The organism is Paenibacillus kribbensis, assembly GCF_002240415.1.
In the GTDB taxonomy this organism is placed as follows: Bacteria; Bacillota; Bacilli; order Paenibacillales; family Paenibacillaceae; genus Paenibacillus; species Paenibacillus kribbensis.
In genome coordinates, this window is record NZ_CP020028.1 from 1,748,672 (window position 1) to 1,764,132 (window position 15,461).

17 protein-coding genes and 1 pseudogene are annotated in these 15,461 nt (G+C 43.7%); 16 read left to right on the forward strand and 2 right to left on the reverse strand.

The window, feature by feature from the left end; all coding sequences use genetic code 11:
* The first annotated feature begins 133 nt into the window (after nt 1-133).
* The 6 genes and pseudogenes from B4V02_RS07785 to B4V02_RS07810 all read left to right on the forward strand — a co-directional run bounded on the left by B4V02_RS07785 (nt 134) and on the right by B4V02_RS07810 (nt 3,648).
* Nucleotides 134-583: pseudogene (locus B4V02_RS07785) on the forward strand (GNAT family N-acetyltransferase).
* Between the two features lie 279 nt (nt 584-862).
* The gene (locus B4V02_RS07790; protein WP_094154366.1) at nt 863-1,120 is read left to right on the forward strand and encodes a hypothetical protein; all 258 of its coding nucleotides are present in this window, start codon (nt 863-865) and stop codon (nt 1,118-1,120) included.
* Nucleotides 1,110-1,481: a retropepsin-like aspartic protease gene (locus B4V02_RS07795; protein WP_094154367.1), complete on the forward strand. Its 372-nt coding sequence runs from the start codon at nt 1,110-1,112 to the stop codon at nt 1,479-1,481. Before B4V02_RS07790 ends, B4V02_RS07795 begins: the two co-directional genes overlap by 11 nt.
* Before the next feature lie 241 nt (nt 1,482-1,722).
* Nucleotides 1,723-2,160 (forward strand): nuclear transport factor 2 family protein, encoded by a 438-nt coding sequence (locus tag B4V02_RS07800; protein ID WP_094154368.1) that lies wholly within the window; start codon nt 1,723-1,725, stop codon nt 2,158-2,160.
* A 202-nt stretch (nt 2,161-2,362) separates the two neighbouring features.
* Nucleotides 2,363-2,887 (forward strand): hypothetical protein, encoded by a 525-nt coding sequence (locus tag B4V02_RS07805; RefSeq protein WP_094154369.1) that lies wholly within the window; start codon nt 2,363-2,365, stop codon nt 2,885-2,887.
* Between the two features lie 164 nt (nt 2,888-3,051).
* Nucleotides 3,052-3,648, forward strand: a complete 597-nt coding sequence (locus tag B4V02_RS07810; protein WP_094154370.1) for a hypothetical protein — start codon at nt 3,052-3,054, stop codon at nt 3,646-3,648.
* A gap of 376 nt (nt 3,649-4,024) precedes the next feature.
* Here the strand turns inward: B4V02_RS07810 and B4V02_RS07815 are convergent, their stop codons facing one another.
* On the reverse strand, nt 4,025-4,873 hold the full coding sequence (locus B4V02_RS07815) for a sulfurtransferase (protein ID WP_094154371.1): 849 nt from the start codon (nt 4,871-4,873) through the stop codon (nt 4,025-4,027).
* Between the two features lie 100 nt (nt 4,874-4,973).
* On the reverse strand, nt 4,974-5,918 hold the full coding sequence (locus tag B4V02_RS07820; RefSeq protein ID WP_094156965.1) for a DMT family transporter: 945 nt from the start codon (nt 5,916-5,918) through the stop codon (nt 4,974-4,976).
* A gap of 283 nt (nt 5,919-6,201) precedes the next feature.
* Between B4V02_RS07820 and B4V02_RS07825 the strand changes: the two genes are divergently transcribed.
* From B4V02_RS07825 to B4V02_RS26270, 10 genes are all read left to right on the forward strand, one after another.
* Complete coding sequence (locus B4V02_RS07825; protein WP_094154372.1) at nt 6,202-7,140, forward strand: hypothetical protein; 939 nt, start codon at nt 6,202-6,204, stop codon at nt 7,138-7,140.
* Nucleotides 7,141-7,351: 211 nt separating this feature from the next.
* Nucleotides 7,352-8,065, forward strand: coding sequence for a 2,3,4,5-tetrahydropyridine-2,6-dicarboxylate N-acetyltransferase (gene dapD, locus B4V02_RS07830; protein WP_094154373.1), 714 nt, complete (start codon nt 7,352-7,354; stop codon nt 8,063-8,065).
* A 180-nt stretch (nt 8,066-8,245) separates the two neighbouring features.
* Complete coding sequence (locus B4V02_RS07835) at nt 8,246-9,382, forward strand: N-acetyldiaminopimelate deacetylase (RefSeq protein WP_094154374.1); 1,137 nt, start codon at nt 8,246-8,248, stop codon at nt 9,380-9,382.
* Between the two features lie 81 nt (nt 9,383-9,463).
* Nucleotides 9,464-10,573, forward strand: a complete 1,110-nt coding sequence (locus B4V02_RS07840; protein ID WP_010345229.1) for an ABC transporter ATP-binding protein — start codon at nt 9,464-9,466, stop codon at nt 10,571-10,573.
* On the forward strand, nt 10,563-11,375 hold the full coding sequence (locus B4V02_RS07845) for an ABC transporter permease (protein WP_094154375.1): 813 nt from the start codon (nt 10,563-10,565) through the stop codon (nt 11,373-11,375). Before B4V02_RS07840 ends, B4V02_RS07845 begins: the two co-directional genes overlap by 11 nt.
* Nucleotides 11,365-12,186 carry an ABC transporter permease gene (locus B4V02_RS07850; protein WP_094154376.1) on the forward strand — a complete coding sequence of 274 codons (822 nt, stop codon included), beginning with the start codon at nt 11,365-11,367 and terminating at the stop codon, nt 12,184-12,186. Before B4V02_RS07845 ends, B4V02_RS07850 begins: the two co-directional genes overlap by 11 nt.
* Nucleotides 12,183-13,256, forward strand: coding sequence for an ABC transporter substrate-binding protein (locus B4V02_RS07855; RefSeq protein WP_094154377.1), 1,074 nt, complete (start codon nt 12,183-12,185; stop codon nt 13,254-13,256). Before B4V02_RS07850 ends, B4V02_RS07855 begins: the two co-directional genes overlap by 4 nt.
* Before the next feature lie 545 nt (nt 13,257-13,801).
* Nucleotides 13,802-14,266, forward strand: a complete 465-nt coding sequence (locus B4V02_RS26530; RefSeq protein ID WP_244188483.1) for a hypothetical protein — start codon at nt 13,802-13,804, stop codon at nt 14,264-14,266.
* A 51-nt stretch (nt 14,267-14,317) separates the two neighbouring features.
* Nucleotides 14,318-14,944 carry a hypothetical protein gene (locus B4V02_RS26535; RefSeq protein WP_244188484.1) on the forward strand — a complete coding sequence of 209 codons (627 nt, stop codon included), beginning with the start codon at nt 14,318-14,320 and terminating at the stop codon, nt 14,942-14,944.
* A gap of 14 nt (nt 14,945-14,958) precedes the next feature.
* Nucleotides 14,959-15,342 carry a hypothetical protein gene (locus tag B4V02_RS26270; RefSeq protein ID WP_208618708.1) on the forward strand — a complete coding sequence of 128 codons (384 nt, stop codon included), beginning with the start codon at nt 14,959-14,961 and terminating at the stop codon, nt 15,340-15,342.
* Nucleotides 15,343-15,461: the final 119 nt, after the last annotated feature.

A 15,461-nucleotide genomic window follows, 5' to 3' on the forward strand; every position in this document is an offset into this window, starting at 1 on the left:
GCCAGGCAGATACATCCATTCCCCTAAGATAGGAACTATCAAAGGGGAATGGACGTCGCGAATACGACAACGTTAGACGAAACCTGTGCAAGGAAAAAAATAAAAAAATAAAAAGACAATGGAGGTATGTTTGGTGCAGACATTAGAAAAAGCTAGAAAAAATGATGCACAAAAACTTGCTGAAATACAAAAGGCCAGTTTTGAGGATGAATCAAAGCATTTTAATAATAACGAAGCCGTTGGGCCAATAGGATATGATTCCATAAGTTAGCAAGAAGAGATGATGCAAAATTGCGAATATTTCAAGGTACTCTTTAATGGAGAAATAATAGGGGGAGCTATGATATTTGTAGAATGCAATCAAGTGCATAATCTAGGAAGAATCTTTATTGATCCAAATTTTAAAAATCAAGGAATCGGAACGAAGGTGATGGAGAAAATTGAAAATAAATTTCCAGACAGCACTGAATGGTGGCTGGATACTCCTAACTGGAGTGTCAAGAATCATCACTTCTATTCAAAGTGTGGGTTTACTAAAGTTAGAGAAGAAGGTGACTTATACATTTTTGAAAAGACTTTATAAACTTATTTTTTGTGCCTTAATCAGGGAGGACACAATTATCGTATAACACAATATTCAAGCAGTGGCTCCTTACGGAGTCTTGGTCTGCTGGAAGGATCACGGGGAGGCATTCGGCAGACAACCCCTCCGGGGTTCATGAATACAGAAACGTTATATGAAATCGGCGGATAATAAAAAGGGGGTTCAAATACAAAAGATATATTGCGAACGCACGACTATAAGTATGATAAAATCAAAATAGAAAGAAGGAATAGGACGAAATTGTAGGAGGTAGAACGAATGAAATGGCAAGAAGTAAGAGAATTATTCCCTGACCAATTTGTTCTGGTTTCCATACTTAATTATCATGAGGAAGGCAACAAAAAAATAGTAGATGAAGTTGCACCGATTCGCACAATATCAGAAGAAGATGCTAATAAAGAGTTTTTTCAAGCAAAGCCTGGGAATTTAGTGTACCATACTTCAAATCAAGATTTTGTGATTCATCTTCGCAGGGATCCATTAATGAGAGTGAGACGTAATAGTGATGAGAATTAACTATGACGGACAATTAATTATGACGTCACTTACTGTAACATTCAGAGGAAGAGATTTGAGAATAGATGATGTAATTATAGATACAGGATCTTCCCATACTATAATTAGTCCTGATATCTTAGAGAATATCGGTGTGACTTACGAAACAGGGGATTCAATATATGAAGCATATGGGATCGGCGGAAGCATTCCATTCTACACAAAGATTATGGACAGGATTGAAATAGGTACAAGCAGCATTGAAAATATAGAAATAGATGTAGGCATACTGCCTAAAGATCATAAAGGGCTACTTGGACTGGATATTCTGAAACAACAAAATTTTATTATTGACTTGAAAACATTAGAATTACGTATATGACTTTTGAGAAAGAATAAAGTTAGTAAAATCGAAGATGTCGTCGAAATCATATAGCAATGCAACTATGCTGTGGGGTATTGGCCCCTTGGTTATCAGGTGTCACGCACAGAAGCATATTCAGACAACACAGGACCCGACCTAAGATAAGAGCTATCTAAGGTCGGGTTCTGTCATAGATATAGAAACGTTATCTATAATCAAGGTAATGAATGTAACCTAGCAATTCAGGGGAGGAGTTTCTTTGAATCGAAATCAAGCATTTAGAATAATTGGTAAATACTTTGAATCATGGATTAAGAAAGACATTGAAATGTTTGGTAAGGTTGTACATGATGCAGCTATTATAAAGGAATGTACCGGTGCAGTCATGGAAGGAAAAAATGAATTAGTAAACTGGTTCACTCAATGGAATAACAGTGATAATAAGGTTGATTGCTGGGAAATCAAAGAAATAGGATTTGATGAAGCAAGTGAAGCAGCGTTTGTTGAATGGAGATTCAAGTGTTTATACGATGCTCAAGAATATGAATGGGATGGGGCTAGTATAGTATATTTCAAAGATTCTTTAATAATTGAACTGAATGAGTATAAAATGAAGCAAAATAAGTTTTTTCCTTACAGAAGCGTAAAAAACAAAGAAAGCGCAAGGGAATACAGGGACGGACTTGACAGCAGATAACAAAGTAAGTATTCTCACTGCTGGCCTGACTGTCCTTGGTCTGCCCGAGGCATTTCGAGAAGCGAAATCAGGCAAACAACCCTGTAAGGCTAAGTGGCGGAGCCATCCGCCGTTCGTGTGGCTTAACCCTCTCAGGTTCGTGAATACAGAAAGGTTATTTTCAATTGCCAAAGCCTAAAAGGTATAATAGGGGGAACGTATCTTGACCACAACTTTCACTAAGATAACTGGAGTTGGTTTTATTATTTTATCAGTTTTAAGACTAACCCCTTTTATGAATGCTACTGGAAAATGGTTGTTATATATCTCAATCGCAGCATTCTTTCTTATACTATATGACTTACTGGAATTTATTGTTGAAGGCATATGGATAAAGAAAGGAGTAAAGCTAAGTAAATTTCTATTCAGCCTACGTTCTATATTTCTTGGGTGTGCTGTGATGGCTATAATCGTTTTGCCCAATTTAAAGATCAATATATCTGTCAAAGAAGTTAATACATTTAGCGATGCATTTACATTAATTAGCTTAGGCATAGCGATAACACTAATTGGGTTTAAGACCGAAAGAGTACAAACCATTTTATATAATAGGAGAAAGACAATAAATAATGAAGTCAGAGAATTTCTCAATTCAATTGAAGGGCGAAGCATGATTAATGAACACATAGAAAAACTAAGAATAGAAAATACACACCAGATTAATAAATTAGATGCTGATTCTAAGTAGTAGCAACAGCAGATAACGTAATATTCAAGCTGCGGCTCCTAACGGAGCCTTGGTCTGCGAGATGCATTTCAGTGAGGTATTTCAGGAGACAACCCTACAGGTTCGTGAATACAGAAACGTTAATTGAAATCCTGCAAGATAAACAAAAGTAAGGGGAATCAACAATGTCTTACACTAGACCAGTAATAATTGAACCATATTATGATAAGCCCGAATGGATCACGAACGAGGTTACTCGAGAAGAAATTATCTTCCTATCTGCTGAATCAAGTGAGCAAGATGTTGAATTATTTTTAATTCTTCTATTTGGTTACAATCATATCAATATAGAACAATCATTTTGTTTGTCTTTCAATGAATTACTGAAGCAAGAAGAAGTCGTTATTTCAGGAGGAATCGCTTTCTTTGAAGATGAGAGTAAATATATATTACCAAGCTGTTGCTGTGGGTTAGAAGATTTCTCTAATGTTATTGATTCTATTTTAAATAAACAAAGTCCATGGATGGGACATGATCCTACCCCGGTTATTACATATATCGGTGATCAAGTATGTGTTTGGCAAGATGATCAAGAAACAATCGATAGTAATGTTAATTTCCACATACAATATTCACATAAAGAACTAATAGACAGTCTAAATAAAACACGAAAAGAAATACAGGGGTTTATTGAGGGCCCATTATATGAATGGATTAACAAGAGAGACAAAGAGATTGCTGGCACTATGAGAGATCGGATGAAACAATGGATTATGAAATAAGAAAGTTATGGAAGTATTTCGAAGAAGACGGGAACTTCAGTTAACATTGTATTTACACTGCGGGCTTTGCCCTTGGTAAGAGAAATGTTGGGCGGCAAAGTATATATCTCCACACCACACACGGCTTCCGGAATCGTAACAGGTGACCTCCTGTAGCGGTTTTAAAGACCCTTGCTGGATATTATACAGCGATGACGCCCATGGACCAATTGTCAGAACGTAGAAAAAAGTCAGCTTTGGAGTTCTGAAGAAGGTTGCTTTACTCAGCTCAAGTTGATTTTTTGTTGACTTTTGAACAAAGCAAATACACTGCCGTAAGCCGCAATCGCTTAAGGCAGTGTATTTCCTTAGAACCTGTATATTCGTTGAAAACTTTTTATTCTTCCTCGGTCGCTACCGGATTTTCCTCATAACTGATCCAATCGCTCCAGCTTCCCGGATATAAACGCACCTTACTAAAGCCAGCTTCATTCAGGGCCAGTACATTGGGGCAGGCGGATACGCCGGAACCGCAATACACGATGATTTCTGCATTTGGGTCAAGGTTGGCAAAGTGCTCTTGCAATTGTTCTCCATTTTTAAAGCTGCCTTTTGCGTCTAATACTTCTTTCCAAAAGAAATTCACCGCACCGGGGATATGTCCTGCTGCTGTATCTATAGGTTCTTCCAGCCCGAGGTAGCGTGGCCGCTCTCTTGAGTCGATCAATATATAAGTGCCAGTGGGAACGGAGCCTGCAGACACACGCTGCACCTCTTTCATATTTGTGAGCATTTGCGCCTGTACATTCGGGGTGAATGTACTTGGTATGCGAATCGGCCGGTCTGCCGTAACGGGGAACTTCGCTGCCTTCCAAGCGCTGTAGCCTTCTTCCAGCACATATACCTGTTCATGCCCGAGATAGCGCAGCAGCCACCAGAAGCGGGAGGCCATCATACCGCCTTGGTCATCGTAAGCGATGATGCGTGAAGTTGCGTTGATTCCGGCACGACTCAGACGTGCGGCAAGTGTATCCGCATCAGGTAATGGATGGCGACCGCCATGCTCGCCAAGAGGGGCTGTGAGGTCTTCTTCCAAATCGAAGTGAATCGCCCCTGGAATATGGTCTTCATTAAATTGAGCCCGTCCCGCTCCTGCTTGTCCGAGCAGGGAACGGCAGTCGGCAATGATAATGTCTGGCTCATACAAGCGGGCCAGTAGCCAGCGTTTGGATACGATGGATTTCATAGAGGATTCCGCCTTTCTTTTTTCAATAATGATATGAGGACTTTTGCAAAATCCTTTCATGTACGAGTTGAGTATGGATTATGAAAATGGGGTAAATAAGCTAAGAACTGGCCTTCAGGGGATGCTCCGTGGTAGACAGTTCACTTTGGTGGACGACTGGCTTTTTAAAATCCGTTCCGTAGCGAATAAAAATCCATACCCCCAGCAGGATGAAGAAGCCTGCACCAAATTGCAAGGCTGATAGTCTTTCTCCCAGCAGCACCCAAGCTAGCAGGGAAGAAATAACGGGCTCACCGAGTACCGCCATCGACACCGCGGTGGCGGTAATGTATTTGAGCAGCCAGTTAAACAGGTAATGTCCGAACAATGTGGGTACAATCGCGAGCAGCAGGAACAGTCCCCATTCCCGTGGAGCGTATCCGGTAAAAGGAATGGCATTGACCACATTATACAACGCAAGCGATGTGGCGGCGATGGCGAATACCCAAAAGTTATACACAAAAGCGCTCAAATGCTCGCGTAGATGTTTGCCCATTAGCATATGGATGGAAACGGCTACCATACCCAAGAAGGACAATGCGTCTCCAAGCAGTGCTTGTCCCGAGACGTGAAAATCCCCGGCCCCGATGGCCAATGAGCCGATAAAGGCCATACCCATTCCGATGAGCATTGCGCGATTGGTGCCTGTCCGGAAAAACAAAAAAGAACCGAGCATGACAAGGATCGGCTCCAATGTCATAATAACGGTAGAGCTTGCAACGGTGGTCAGTCGCAGTGAGCCCATCCAGAGCAAGAAATGCAGCCCTAATGCGATACCGGACCAGAGGATTAGTATCCACTGCTTGCGAGTGAGGCTGAATAGCTCGGCGCGGTATTTCCAGACCAACGGCAGCATGACGAGGTTGGTCAGGTACAAACGGTACATAGCGATGACGGACACCTCGGCTTCAGACCATCTGACGAAGATTGAGGAGAACGATATAGCGATAATGCCTACGATGTACAGTAATTCAAAAGAAAATGACGTTTTGTGTGCTTGATTCATATGCAGCTCCATCCGTACGGAAGGAATTCAGGCTATTTGCTTCCTTCTTTTGCTTCCTTCCATGGGTATTTTGAAAAAGTGTTTTGAAAAGAGTATCTCAAAAATTAGTTGATACAGCCCATTATACCGTACCTGACATCTGCGTGGTATGAGGATTTTGCAACCACCTGAGAATTTAAAAAAACGGGAGCAGGAGAAGGGCTTTTATTGGAAGTATTTTAAGTGTGCTGTGGCGTAGAACTTTTGCCGCACAAACTCGTCTATCTTAATGGAGGTGGATTTTATGAAAAAAAACAACACATTTTCAATCATACTATTGACTGTAGTGGCAGTGCTGGCCCTGTCAGCCTGTGGAACGAAACCGCAAACGAATAACACTACACCTCAGGGTGCAAACCAACCGCAAACGCAACAACCGCAAGTGAACCCGGTCGCTGAGCCGGAGGTCAAACAAGGCACAGGCGTATACAACGGAGCCGCTGATCCGCATACGGTTGAAATTGAAATCAATGGTGAAGCCCAATCCTTCCAACTGGGAGATGGACTGGACAAGGTAGTGGCCGGACTTGAGGAAGGCGATTCAGTATCGTTTGAATATAGTGAAAAGGCTGTTGAGGGGGACACAACTGCGAAGCAGCTCATTTTAACGAAAATACAAAAAACAGAAGCAGCAACCGGGGGCAAGGAAAACGAGGGTTCCAGTCAAGCAGCAGGCGGGGACAAAGACACCGGAGGCTCAAGCCAAGCAGCAGACAGGGAACGCTCGAAAACGCAAGCCTTTGAGCTTACCCTTGAAGGCAAAAAGGAAACGCAGACGGCTACATTGGCACAAGGAGAGGGCTATTCGTTGTATGTGTTTGATCCGATGTCCCTGTTCCCCGACCAAAACCGTGTCGCCTTAGCGGTAGATGATAACTATTATGCTGAGATTACGAAGCTGCCTACGGATTTTAACCTGGATGAGCTTCAAAAAGAAGGCAAGAAGGATCTGGCTTCGATAGGCAAGGTACAAAAACTGGACAAAGCAACAGTGCCTCAAGCGCTGTCCAGCAGCCGTCTGTTCTTGCAAGCAAGCGGTTCGAAGGTCACACAACAATATATTGTTGTGGAAAATACAACGGGGGCTTTCATTGTGAAAGTGAACATTCCCCAAGGGGAAGCTGCCGAAGGTTTTGAATCCTTCATTTATACATCGCTGGAGAGCTTGCAAGCTAATAAATAACCCTGTTTTGATGTCGGGCGGTCGCTGGCTTACAATGATGAATCAAAGCAGTCAAACTGCTGAAACTTGTTATTGTAGGTACTAGGTTAGCGCTCTGAAGATCTATTCTGTAATTGCGAGACCTGCACTTTTGTGCTATAAAGGATGAGAGAATAAGATCATTCCGGCTTGCGAAGTCGTATGAAGTGATAAAGGAGTTGTTCGATTTACTATGTCCATCGAAATGAATACACAAGAAGTCATCAACGTAATTAAAAACAGCAAGAAAAAGACGCCTGTTAAAGTATATGTAAAAGGAGCTTTGGCTTCCGCAACCTTTGGCGAGAATGTGCAAGCTTTTATTTCCGGGGACAGTGGTGTTGTATTTGGCGATTGGGCAGACATCAAGCCTGTACTGGACAGCGCAAACGCTAAAGAAGAAGACTATGTGGTGGAAAATGACCGCCGTAACTCTGCAGTGCCTATGCTTGATCTGAAGGGCATCAATGCACGTATTGAGCCAGGTGCGTATATTCGCGATATGGTCGGTATCGGCAATAATGCAGTCATTATGATGGGCGCAGTGATTAACATCGGTGTTACGATTGGTGAAGGCACGATGATTGATATGAATGCTGTACTTGGCGGTCGTGTTAAAGTCGGCAACATGTGCCATATTGGTGCAGGCGTTGTCCTAGCGGGTGTCATTGAACCACCGTCCGCACAGCCTGTTATCGTAGAAGATGAAGTATTGATCGGTGCAAATTCAGTCGTATTGGAAGGCGTACGAATCGGTAAAGGTGCGGTTGTTGCAGCCGGAGCTGTCGTAACGGAAGATGTGCCTCCATACTCCGTGGTTGCTGGTACACCAGCACGTGTGATCAAACAGGTCGACGACAAGACGAAATCCAAAACTGAGATTTTGAAAGAGCTACGCGTTCTGTAAGAGAAACGTTTTTGAATGTACCAAAGGTGAACGATTCCTTGTCAGAGATGAGATGTACTGACACACAATTTAGGGACGAAGCACAACGGACAAGGCTCGGCGGCTGCGCCGGGCTTTTGTCCTTTTATTCTTTTGCCGGATAAAAGCTGGTGAACTAGAAAAAGGAGGCGGAGCAACAAAATGAGTACAGTCGATTACCGTTCTTTTGTCCAAATACGGAGGGATTTACATCAGATTCCCGAACCAGGTTTTGAGGAATATAAAACACAGCAATATTTGTTGAATTATTTGGGAACGCTCCCTCAGGAGCGTCTGGAAATTCGTACATGGCGTACAGGTATATTGGTGTTCATTCATGGAACGGCTCCCGAACGCCGCTATGGATATCGTTGCGATATGGACGGCTTACCGATTGAAGAAGAGACGGGGTATGATTTTCGTTCGACCCATCCCGGCTATATGCATGCTTGCGGACACGATTTACATATGACGATTGGGCTGGGCATAGTCACTCATTTTGCAAGTCATTCCATGAAGGACGATCTGGTTGTGATATTTCAACCTGCCGAGGAAGGGCCGGGCGGAGCGTTGCCGATGCGTGACAGCGCAGAACTGGCAGACTGGATGCCGGATGAAATTATCGCGCTGCATGTGGCACCGGAGTATCCGGTCGGTACGATTGCGACTCGCCCGGGCATTTTATTTGCCAACACATCGGAGCTTTTCATCGATCTGAAGGGTACAGGTGGGCACGCTGCTTATCCGCACAAGGCAAACGATATGGTCGTCGCTGCTTGTCAGCTGGTAGGCCAACTGCAAACCATTGTAGCTCGTAATGTAAATCCGCTCGATGCAGCAGTCGTTACCGTCGGTAAGGTTAGCGGCGGCACGAAGCAGAATATTATCGCGGAAACCGCACGTTTGGAGGGGACCATTCGTACATTGTCAGCGGGTACCATGAAGCTGGTTAAATCCCGGATTGAAGCGCTGGTGCGCGGTATGGAAGCTGGGTTTGAATGCCAGGCGGAAATTCATTATGGCTCCAATTATTTGCAAGTGTACAATGAAGCCAAGGTGACAGAAGAATTCATGAACTGGGTCAGTGATCGGCAGGATGTGCAGCTCATTGAATGCGGGGAAGCGATGACCGGCGAGGATTTCGGATATTTTCTGGAGCGGATTCCGGGCCTGATGTTCTGGCTCGGTGTTGATACGCCTTATGGCTTGCACCATGCCAAGCTGGAGCCTGCGGAGGAAGCGATCGAGGTAGCCATTCGTGTGCTGACAGATTATTTTACATGGAAGTCTCAAGGGTAAAATGATACGGCTTGAATAAATATGTTTAATGAAAAGAAAGAATCGGAATGAAATGAAGTCGAATCTTTGAAGGAGGGTGTTATGGGAGAGCAAACCATCATCCGATTTGAACGGGTGACCAAGCAATATGACAACGATCCCCCGGTGCTGGCGAATGTCAGCTTTGAGATTGAGCGTGGTAAATTTTATACACTGCTGGGTCCTTCCGGCTGTGGTAAAACGACGATTCTGCGTATGATTGCAGGCTTTGCAGAGCCGACGGAAGGCTCCATCTATTTGAATGACAAGCTCATTAATCGTGTTCCAGCCAATGAACGGCAGGTCAATACCGTGTTTCAGGATTACGCGTTATTCCCGCATCTGAATGTGTTTGAAAATGTCGCTTTTGGTCTGCGGATCAAAAAGATGAACAAAAAAGACATTCAGGAAAAGGTGACACAGGCATTGTCCTTTGTCAATCTGGAGGGCTACGGTGAACGGGAAATTTCCGAAATGTCCGGGGGACAGCGTCAACGTGTAGCCATCGCACGGGCCATCGTCAATGAACCGGAGGTTTTGCTGCTGGATGAACCATTGTCTGCGCTGGATTTAAAGCTGCGTACAGAAATGCAGTACATTTTGCGCGAAATGCAGCAGCGCCTTGGAATTACCTTTATTTTCGTTACGCATGATCAGGAGGAAGCGCTGGCTATGTCGGACGAAATTTTTGTCATGAACAAAGGCAAGATTGAGCAGAGCGGCACACCTAATGATATTTATGATGAACCGATCAATCGGTTTGTTGCGGATTTCATTGGTGAATCCAATATTGTCCCTGGACGTATGATTGCCGATTATCAGGTGGAATTCAACGGCCGACAGTTTGAGTGTGTAGACGGTGGGCTGCGTCCTAATGAACCGATCGAAATCGTCATCCGGCCGGAGGATTTGGAGATTACCAGTGTGGCTGAGGGGAAGCTGCGTGTAAAGGTGGATACTCAATTATTCCGCGGGGTTCACTATGAGATTAGCTGCTACGATGATTCGGGGCAGGAATGGCTGGTGCACTCCACCAAAAAGGCGGAGCTTGGTAGTGAAATCGGCCTGCACTTTGACCCGGAAGCGATTCATGTGATGCGTTTTGGGGAAACGGAGGAAGAATTTGATCGGCGTCTGGAAGCCTATGAAGAGGTGGAGCAGCATGTCCGGTAATACAAGAGCAGCGTATCTGCTGCCTTACTACTTATGGATTGTATTGTTCGTGGTAGCACCAGTTGTGCTTGTGTTTTACTACTCTTTATTTGATGTGGACGGTCATTTCACATTCAGCAATTATGCACAGTTTCTGACACCTGTTTACTTGAGTATGACGCTCAGTTCGTTTTGGTTCGCATTTCTGATCACGGTGTTTTCGCTTCTGGTGGCTTATCCGGCGGCGTATTTGCTCACACGAACCAAGCATAAGCAGCTGTGGCTATTGCTCATTATTTTGCCGACATGGATTAACCTGCTGCTTAAAACGTATGCTTTTATCGGGATTTTCGGTACCTATGGTCCGGTGAATGCTGTATTAGGTATGGTTGGATTGGGTGGTCAGCAAATTTTGTTTACCAGTTCCAGCTTTGTGTTTGTGTCGGTGTATATTTTTGTGCCTTTTATGATTTTGCCGATCTTTAACGCACTGGAAGGGCTAAACCCTTCACTGCTGGATGCTGCGCGTGATTTGGGAGCCTCCAAATGGACTGCGTTTCGCCGGGTTGTTTTCCCGCTAACGCTTTCGGGCGTGCGATCCGGCTGTATGGCGGTGTTCATTCCGGCGCTGTCGCTATTTATGATCACCCGTCTGATTGCGGGCAACCGTGTCATTACCCTGGGAACTGCGATTGAGCAGCATTTTCTGGTGACACAGGATTGGGGGATGGGCTCTACGGTGGCTGTGTTCCTGATATTGGCGATGGGTATCATTATGGTGGTCACATCGGGAACGAAACGGAGGGTACGACATGGCAAATAAAAATCGATTCGGGAATATGTATTTGGTGATCGTTTTTCTCGTGTTGTACGCACCCATTCTGTATCTGATGTACTATTCCTTCAACAGCGGCGGGACGATGCACAAGTTTGAAGGCTTTACGCTCCAATACTATAAAGAAGTGTTTGCAGACACTCGCCTGATCATTATTGTCATTAACACCTTGGTGATCGCGTTGCTGTCGTCTGCACTGGCTACGATTATTGGCATCATGGGCGCGCTGGCTATTCATCAGATGCAGAATCGTCGGGTCAAAAATACGCTTTTGTCACTCAACAATGTGCTGATCGTGAACCCTGATGTGATTATTGGCGCGTCCTTCCTCATTTTGTTCACGATGGCCGGGATCAAGCTGGGTTTCTACTCGGTTTTGTTATCCCATATTGCATTTAGTGTACCGATTGCGGTCATTATGATTTTGCCGCGGCTTCAGGAAATGAGTCCATCTCTGGTTGATGCAGCGCGTGATTTGGGTGCCAGCCGGCTGGATGTGCTGACCAAGGTGATTTTACCCTTTATCAAGCCAGGGATTTATGCGGGCTTTTTTATGGCGTTAACGTACTCGCTGGATGATTTTGCGGTGACCTTTTTTGTGACAGGCAGCGGCTATTCGACCTTGTCAGTGGAAATTTACTCACGTGCCCGCCAAGGGGTTTCCCTGTCCATCAATGCGTTGTCCACGCTCATTTTCCTGTTTACGGTGCTGCTGGTGGTGGGCTATTACTTTATTATGCGTAAGGCGAACCGTAATGGAAAAAAAGAGCCTGCGGCGGAAATGGGGGTACCTAGATGAAGTCGCTTGTGCGCGTATTTCTCTCCATTTTTATCATCTCGTTTAGCCTGATGGGGGTGGCGGCATGGCTCAACTCCAGTCAGGGCTATTCCGGTGGCAACACGCTGACGGTGTACAACTGGGGAGACTACATTGACCCTGAGCTGCTGGAAAGGTTTCAGAAGGAGACGGGGATTACCGTCATTTATCAGACGTTTGACTCCAATGAGGCGATGCTGACGAAAATCGAGCAGGGTGGAACTTCGTTTGATGTCGCGGTTCCTTCGGAGTATGCGCTGGCTAAAATGAAGCAGGAGCACCTTTTGCTTCCGCTGGATCACAGCAGGCTGCCGAATTTGAAGCATGTGGATTCTCATTTTCTAAACCTTTCGTTTGATCCGGATAACCAATATTCAGTCCCGTATTTTTGGGGTACGGTCGGGATTGTGTTTAACCCGGAGCTGACCAAAGGCGTTGATTTTCATAGCTGGGATGGCCTATGGGACCCGAAGCTGCGCAACAATTTGCTGCTGGTCGATGGAGCCAGGGAGATTATGGGCATGTCGCTGAACAGTCTTCACTATTCCTTAAATGATACAAACAAGGCGCATTTGCAGCAAGCTTTGACGAAGCTGGAGAAGTTGGCGCCGAATGTCAAGGCCGTTGTCGGTGACGAGATTAAAATGCTGCTTGCCAATGAGGAAGCTGCTGCGGGGGTTGTATGGTCCGGTGATGCGTCGGAAATCATGGATCAGAACGACAAGCTGGATTACATCGTGCCGGATGAAGGCTCCAACCTGTGGTTTGACAACATGGTTATTCCCAAAACAGCTACCCATGTGGATGCGGCCCATAAATTCATCAATTTTATGATGCAGCCCGATGTAGCCGCTCAAAATGCCGAGTTTGTAGGCTACTCTACTCCTAACAAAGACGGTAAAAAGCTGCTGCCTGCAGATATTTCTGGCGATGAGCGCTTCTACCCACCGTCCGAAATTACCGACAAGCTGGAGGTATACGACAATCTCGGCAAGCGGATGCTGGCTCATTATAATGAATTGTTTTTGCAATTCAAAATGCATTTAAAATAGGCGGTGGAGGTGCGGCGCGGATTCAGGTTTTGAGCTTTGAAGGCCGCTGCGGTGGCGGATGGTGCTTACCATCGCTGTTAAATTCCGATTTTTTATGATTGGATATACAAAGGATATTCATTTCATTCACACATTTGTGTTGAACCGAATCAAATATCCGGTCGCAGGTACGCTGTACCTGCTCAAAGGTTAAAATCGGAATTTAAAGGCGACCGCTTACGCTTGTCCAGCACTATTCCGCCCCCTCCGCTGCGCTGTGCTTAAAGCTACGCACCCATGAATCCCACACCGACGGTGAGGGAGTAGTGGAAGAGCGAACAGGCCGTTGGATCACCTGTATGGGTGGTTTGCTATTATCCCTTTTGAGTAGACAGTTTGGAATAAGCCCCCTAACTATCTATATTCAAAAGGGATTTTTTTACGTCCTTTATCAAGTTAAAAATATGTTTACTATTTAATATCTTTCTTATATATTAATATTTGGAAATTGGTTTCATAAATTTTTCCTATAGAACTAGATTAAATTAACAGAGGAGATTACTTCAATGAGCATTTCATTAAGAATCGAACGCAAATCCGGTGGTGAGCCAATCGAGTTTGTAAATGGTGAAATCACTGGTTTTACATATATGAACAATAGTGCCAAAAACCTTTCAGCTAAGTCTTCAGTTTTGGCACATTCACTACATATTCGAAGCAAAATTCCGCTCCATTCGCTTCCTTCGGTTATAGACAATGCGGATAATACCAACATGCTGTATACATGGGCAAACACAGAATATAAACCTGATAGTGAGGATTACTATCGAAAATGTAACATCCAAATCGTGAGAAATGAAAATACGATCCGAGAAATTACGTTTACACACGCTTATGTAGAAAAGTATCAGGAACAAATGGATACCAGCAAAGAGATACTTGAGTTTGAACTTGTTTTAAAACAAAAAGAAGATCAATTGGGAAAAATTCAATACAGCCCTCAGTTAGAACCTAAGGAAACAAGAGAATAGGATCTGTCTGATATCTCGCAGGAAGTGCTGCAAGGCGCATATAGTAAGAATATGTTAGTGTATGCTGGAAATAATACTTTTCCGTTTGAAAATCCTCTGGTAGAACTAGAAAAGGCTTGGGTGCGAGGTGTAGAACAGGTAAAAGATTCGACAGACACTGTAATACATTATCCTGATCGTAAAGCATTTACATCCGTAGCTGTTCCTATAGCTCGAAAGAAGTACGGAGACATCACAGCCAATTTACTTCAACATTCACTTGATTACAAACCAGGAAATTTATACTTTAATGAGTGGTCATATGAGGCGCAGCAAATTAAAAAATCTAAAGAGCACATCGCAATAGTTAATGACGAAGTCAAAAAAGCTAACGCTAATAAAGTTAAAAGTTTTTCATATAATGGATCTAAGGGATTAGAAAGTGATAAAGATTTATATAATGCTTTTCACAACATGTATTATGAAATAAATGGAAATTACTTTGGCGGGCAATGGAAAATTACTACAACGTATTCTGATGTCTATAATTTTGAGTATAATTTTAAACAAATGTTTACTGGGAACAACAAACTTGGTTGGGCTGCAGCCAATCTAACAAATTTAATGGAATCATGGGGAACACTCAATGAGTACACATCTTATGTTACAGTAACTGATGCAAGAAAAGCTTGGAAGTGAGGTGTGAATTGCAGATGAAGCGTAGATACATCTTTATCTTGATTGCTATACTAGTTACAACTACTACTCTAATTTTCCTGGTGAATTCCGGGGATCATACGAAGTATAAATACCCATCAGGCAAAGATACCGTAGAATATTTTGGTGACGGGACTTTTCAAATTTTTAGAGGGGGGCCGCACGACCCTTTAATACTTTATAATCATCTTGCTGATCCACTGGAAAATACTGTTGATAATATTGTGTCATATAAGATAAAAAACAATATCGTATATGTGGTTGGTGAAAATAGCTTCATTAAATTGGATTCAAGTACCAACACATACGAGCAAAAGAAACGGATTTCCGACTTTACTTCCAAAGATAGAGATATATTCAATAAATTAATGGAAAAATAGAGGAATATCATAAGCAATGTGGTTGCCAGGGAGCGGTACTGGGAACACTAAAACTAACTGGAACGTATCCAGCTTGGTTTAAACAACAAAAGCTCGGTTGAATACCGGACTCAAACTGC

Excerpts from the sequence above, each read along its gene's own strand:
- B4V02_RS07790 (WP_094154366.1), top strand. The coding sequence starts at position 863 with ATGAAATGGCAAGAAGTAAGAGAATTATTCCCTGACCAATTTGTTCTG.
- B4V02_RS07795 (WP_094154367.1), top strand. The coding sequence starts at position 1,110 with ATGAGAATTAACTATGACGGACAATTAATTATGACGTCACTTACTGTA.
- B4V02_RS07810 (WP_094154370.1), top strand. The coding sequence starts at position 3,052 with ATGTCTTACACTAGACCAGTAATAATTGAACCATATTATGATAAGCCC.
- B4V02_RS07815 (WP_094154371.1), bottom strand. The coding sequence starts at position 4,873 with ATGAAATCCATCGTATCCAAACGCTGGCTACTGGCCCGCTTGTATGAG.
- B4V02_RS07820 (WP_094156965.1), bottom strand. The coding sequence starts at position 5,918 with ATGAATCAAGCACACAAAACGTCATTTTCTTTTGAATTACTGTACATC.
- B4V02_RS07825 (WP_094154372.1), top strand. The coding sequence starts at position 6,202 with ATGAAAAAAAACAACACATTTTCAATCATACTATTGACTGTAGTGGCA.
- dapD (WP_094154373.1), top strand. The coding sequence starts at position 7,352 with ATGTCCATCGAAATGAATACACAAGAAGTCATCAACGTAATTAAAAAC.
- B4V02_RS07835 (WP_094154374.1), top strand. The coding sequence starts at position 8,246 with ATGAGTACAGTCGATTACCGTTCTTTTGTCCAAATACGGAGGGATTTA.
- B4V02_RS07840 (WP_010345229.1), top strand. The coding sequence starts at position 9,464 with ATGGGAGAGCAAACCATCATCCGATTTGAACGGGTGACCAAGCAATAT.
- B4V02_RS07845 (WP_094154375.1), top strand. The coding sequence starts at position 10,563 with ATGTCCGGTAATACAAGAGCAGCGTATCTGCTGCCTTACTACTTATGG.
- B4V02_RS07850 (WP_094154376.1), top strand. The coding sequence starts at position 11,365 with ATGGCAAATAAAAATCGATTCGGGAATATGTATTTGGTGATCGTTTTT.
- B4V02_RS07855 (WP_094154377.1), top strand. The coding sequence starts at position 12,183 with ATGAAGTCGCTTGTGCGCGTATTTCTCTCCATTTTTATCATCTCGTTT.
- B4V02_RS26530 (WP_244188483.1), top strand. The coding sequence starts at position 13,802 with ATGAGCATTTCATTAAGAATCGAACGCAAATCCGGTGGTGAGCCAATC.
- B4V02_RS26535 (WP_244188484.1), top strand. The coding sequence starts at position 14,318 with ATGTTAGTGTATGCTGGAAATAATACTTTTCCGTTTGAAAATCCTCTG.
- B4V02_RS26270 (WP_208618708.1), top strand. The coding sequence starts at position 14,959 with ATGAAGCGTAGATACATCTTTATCTTGATTGCTATACTAGTTACAACT.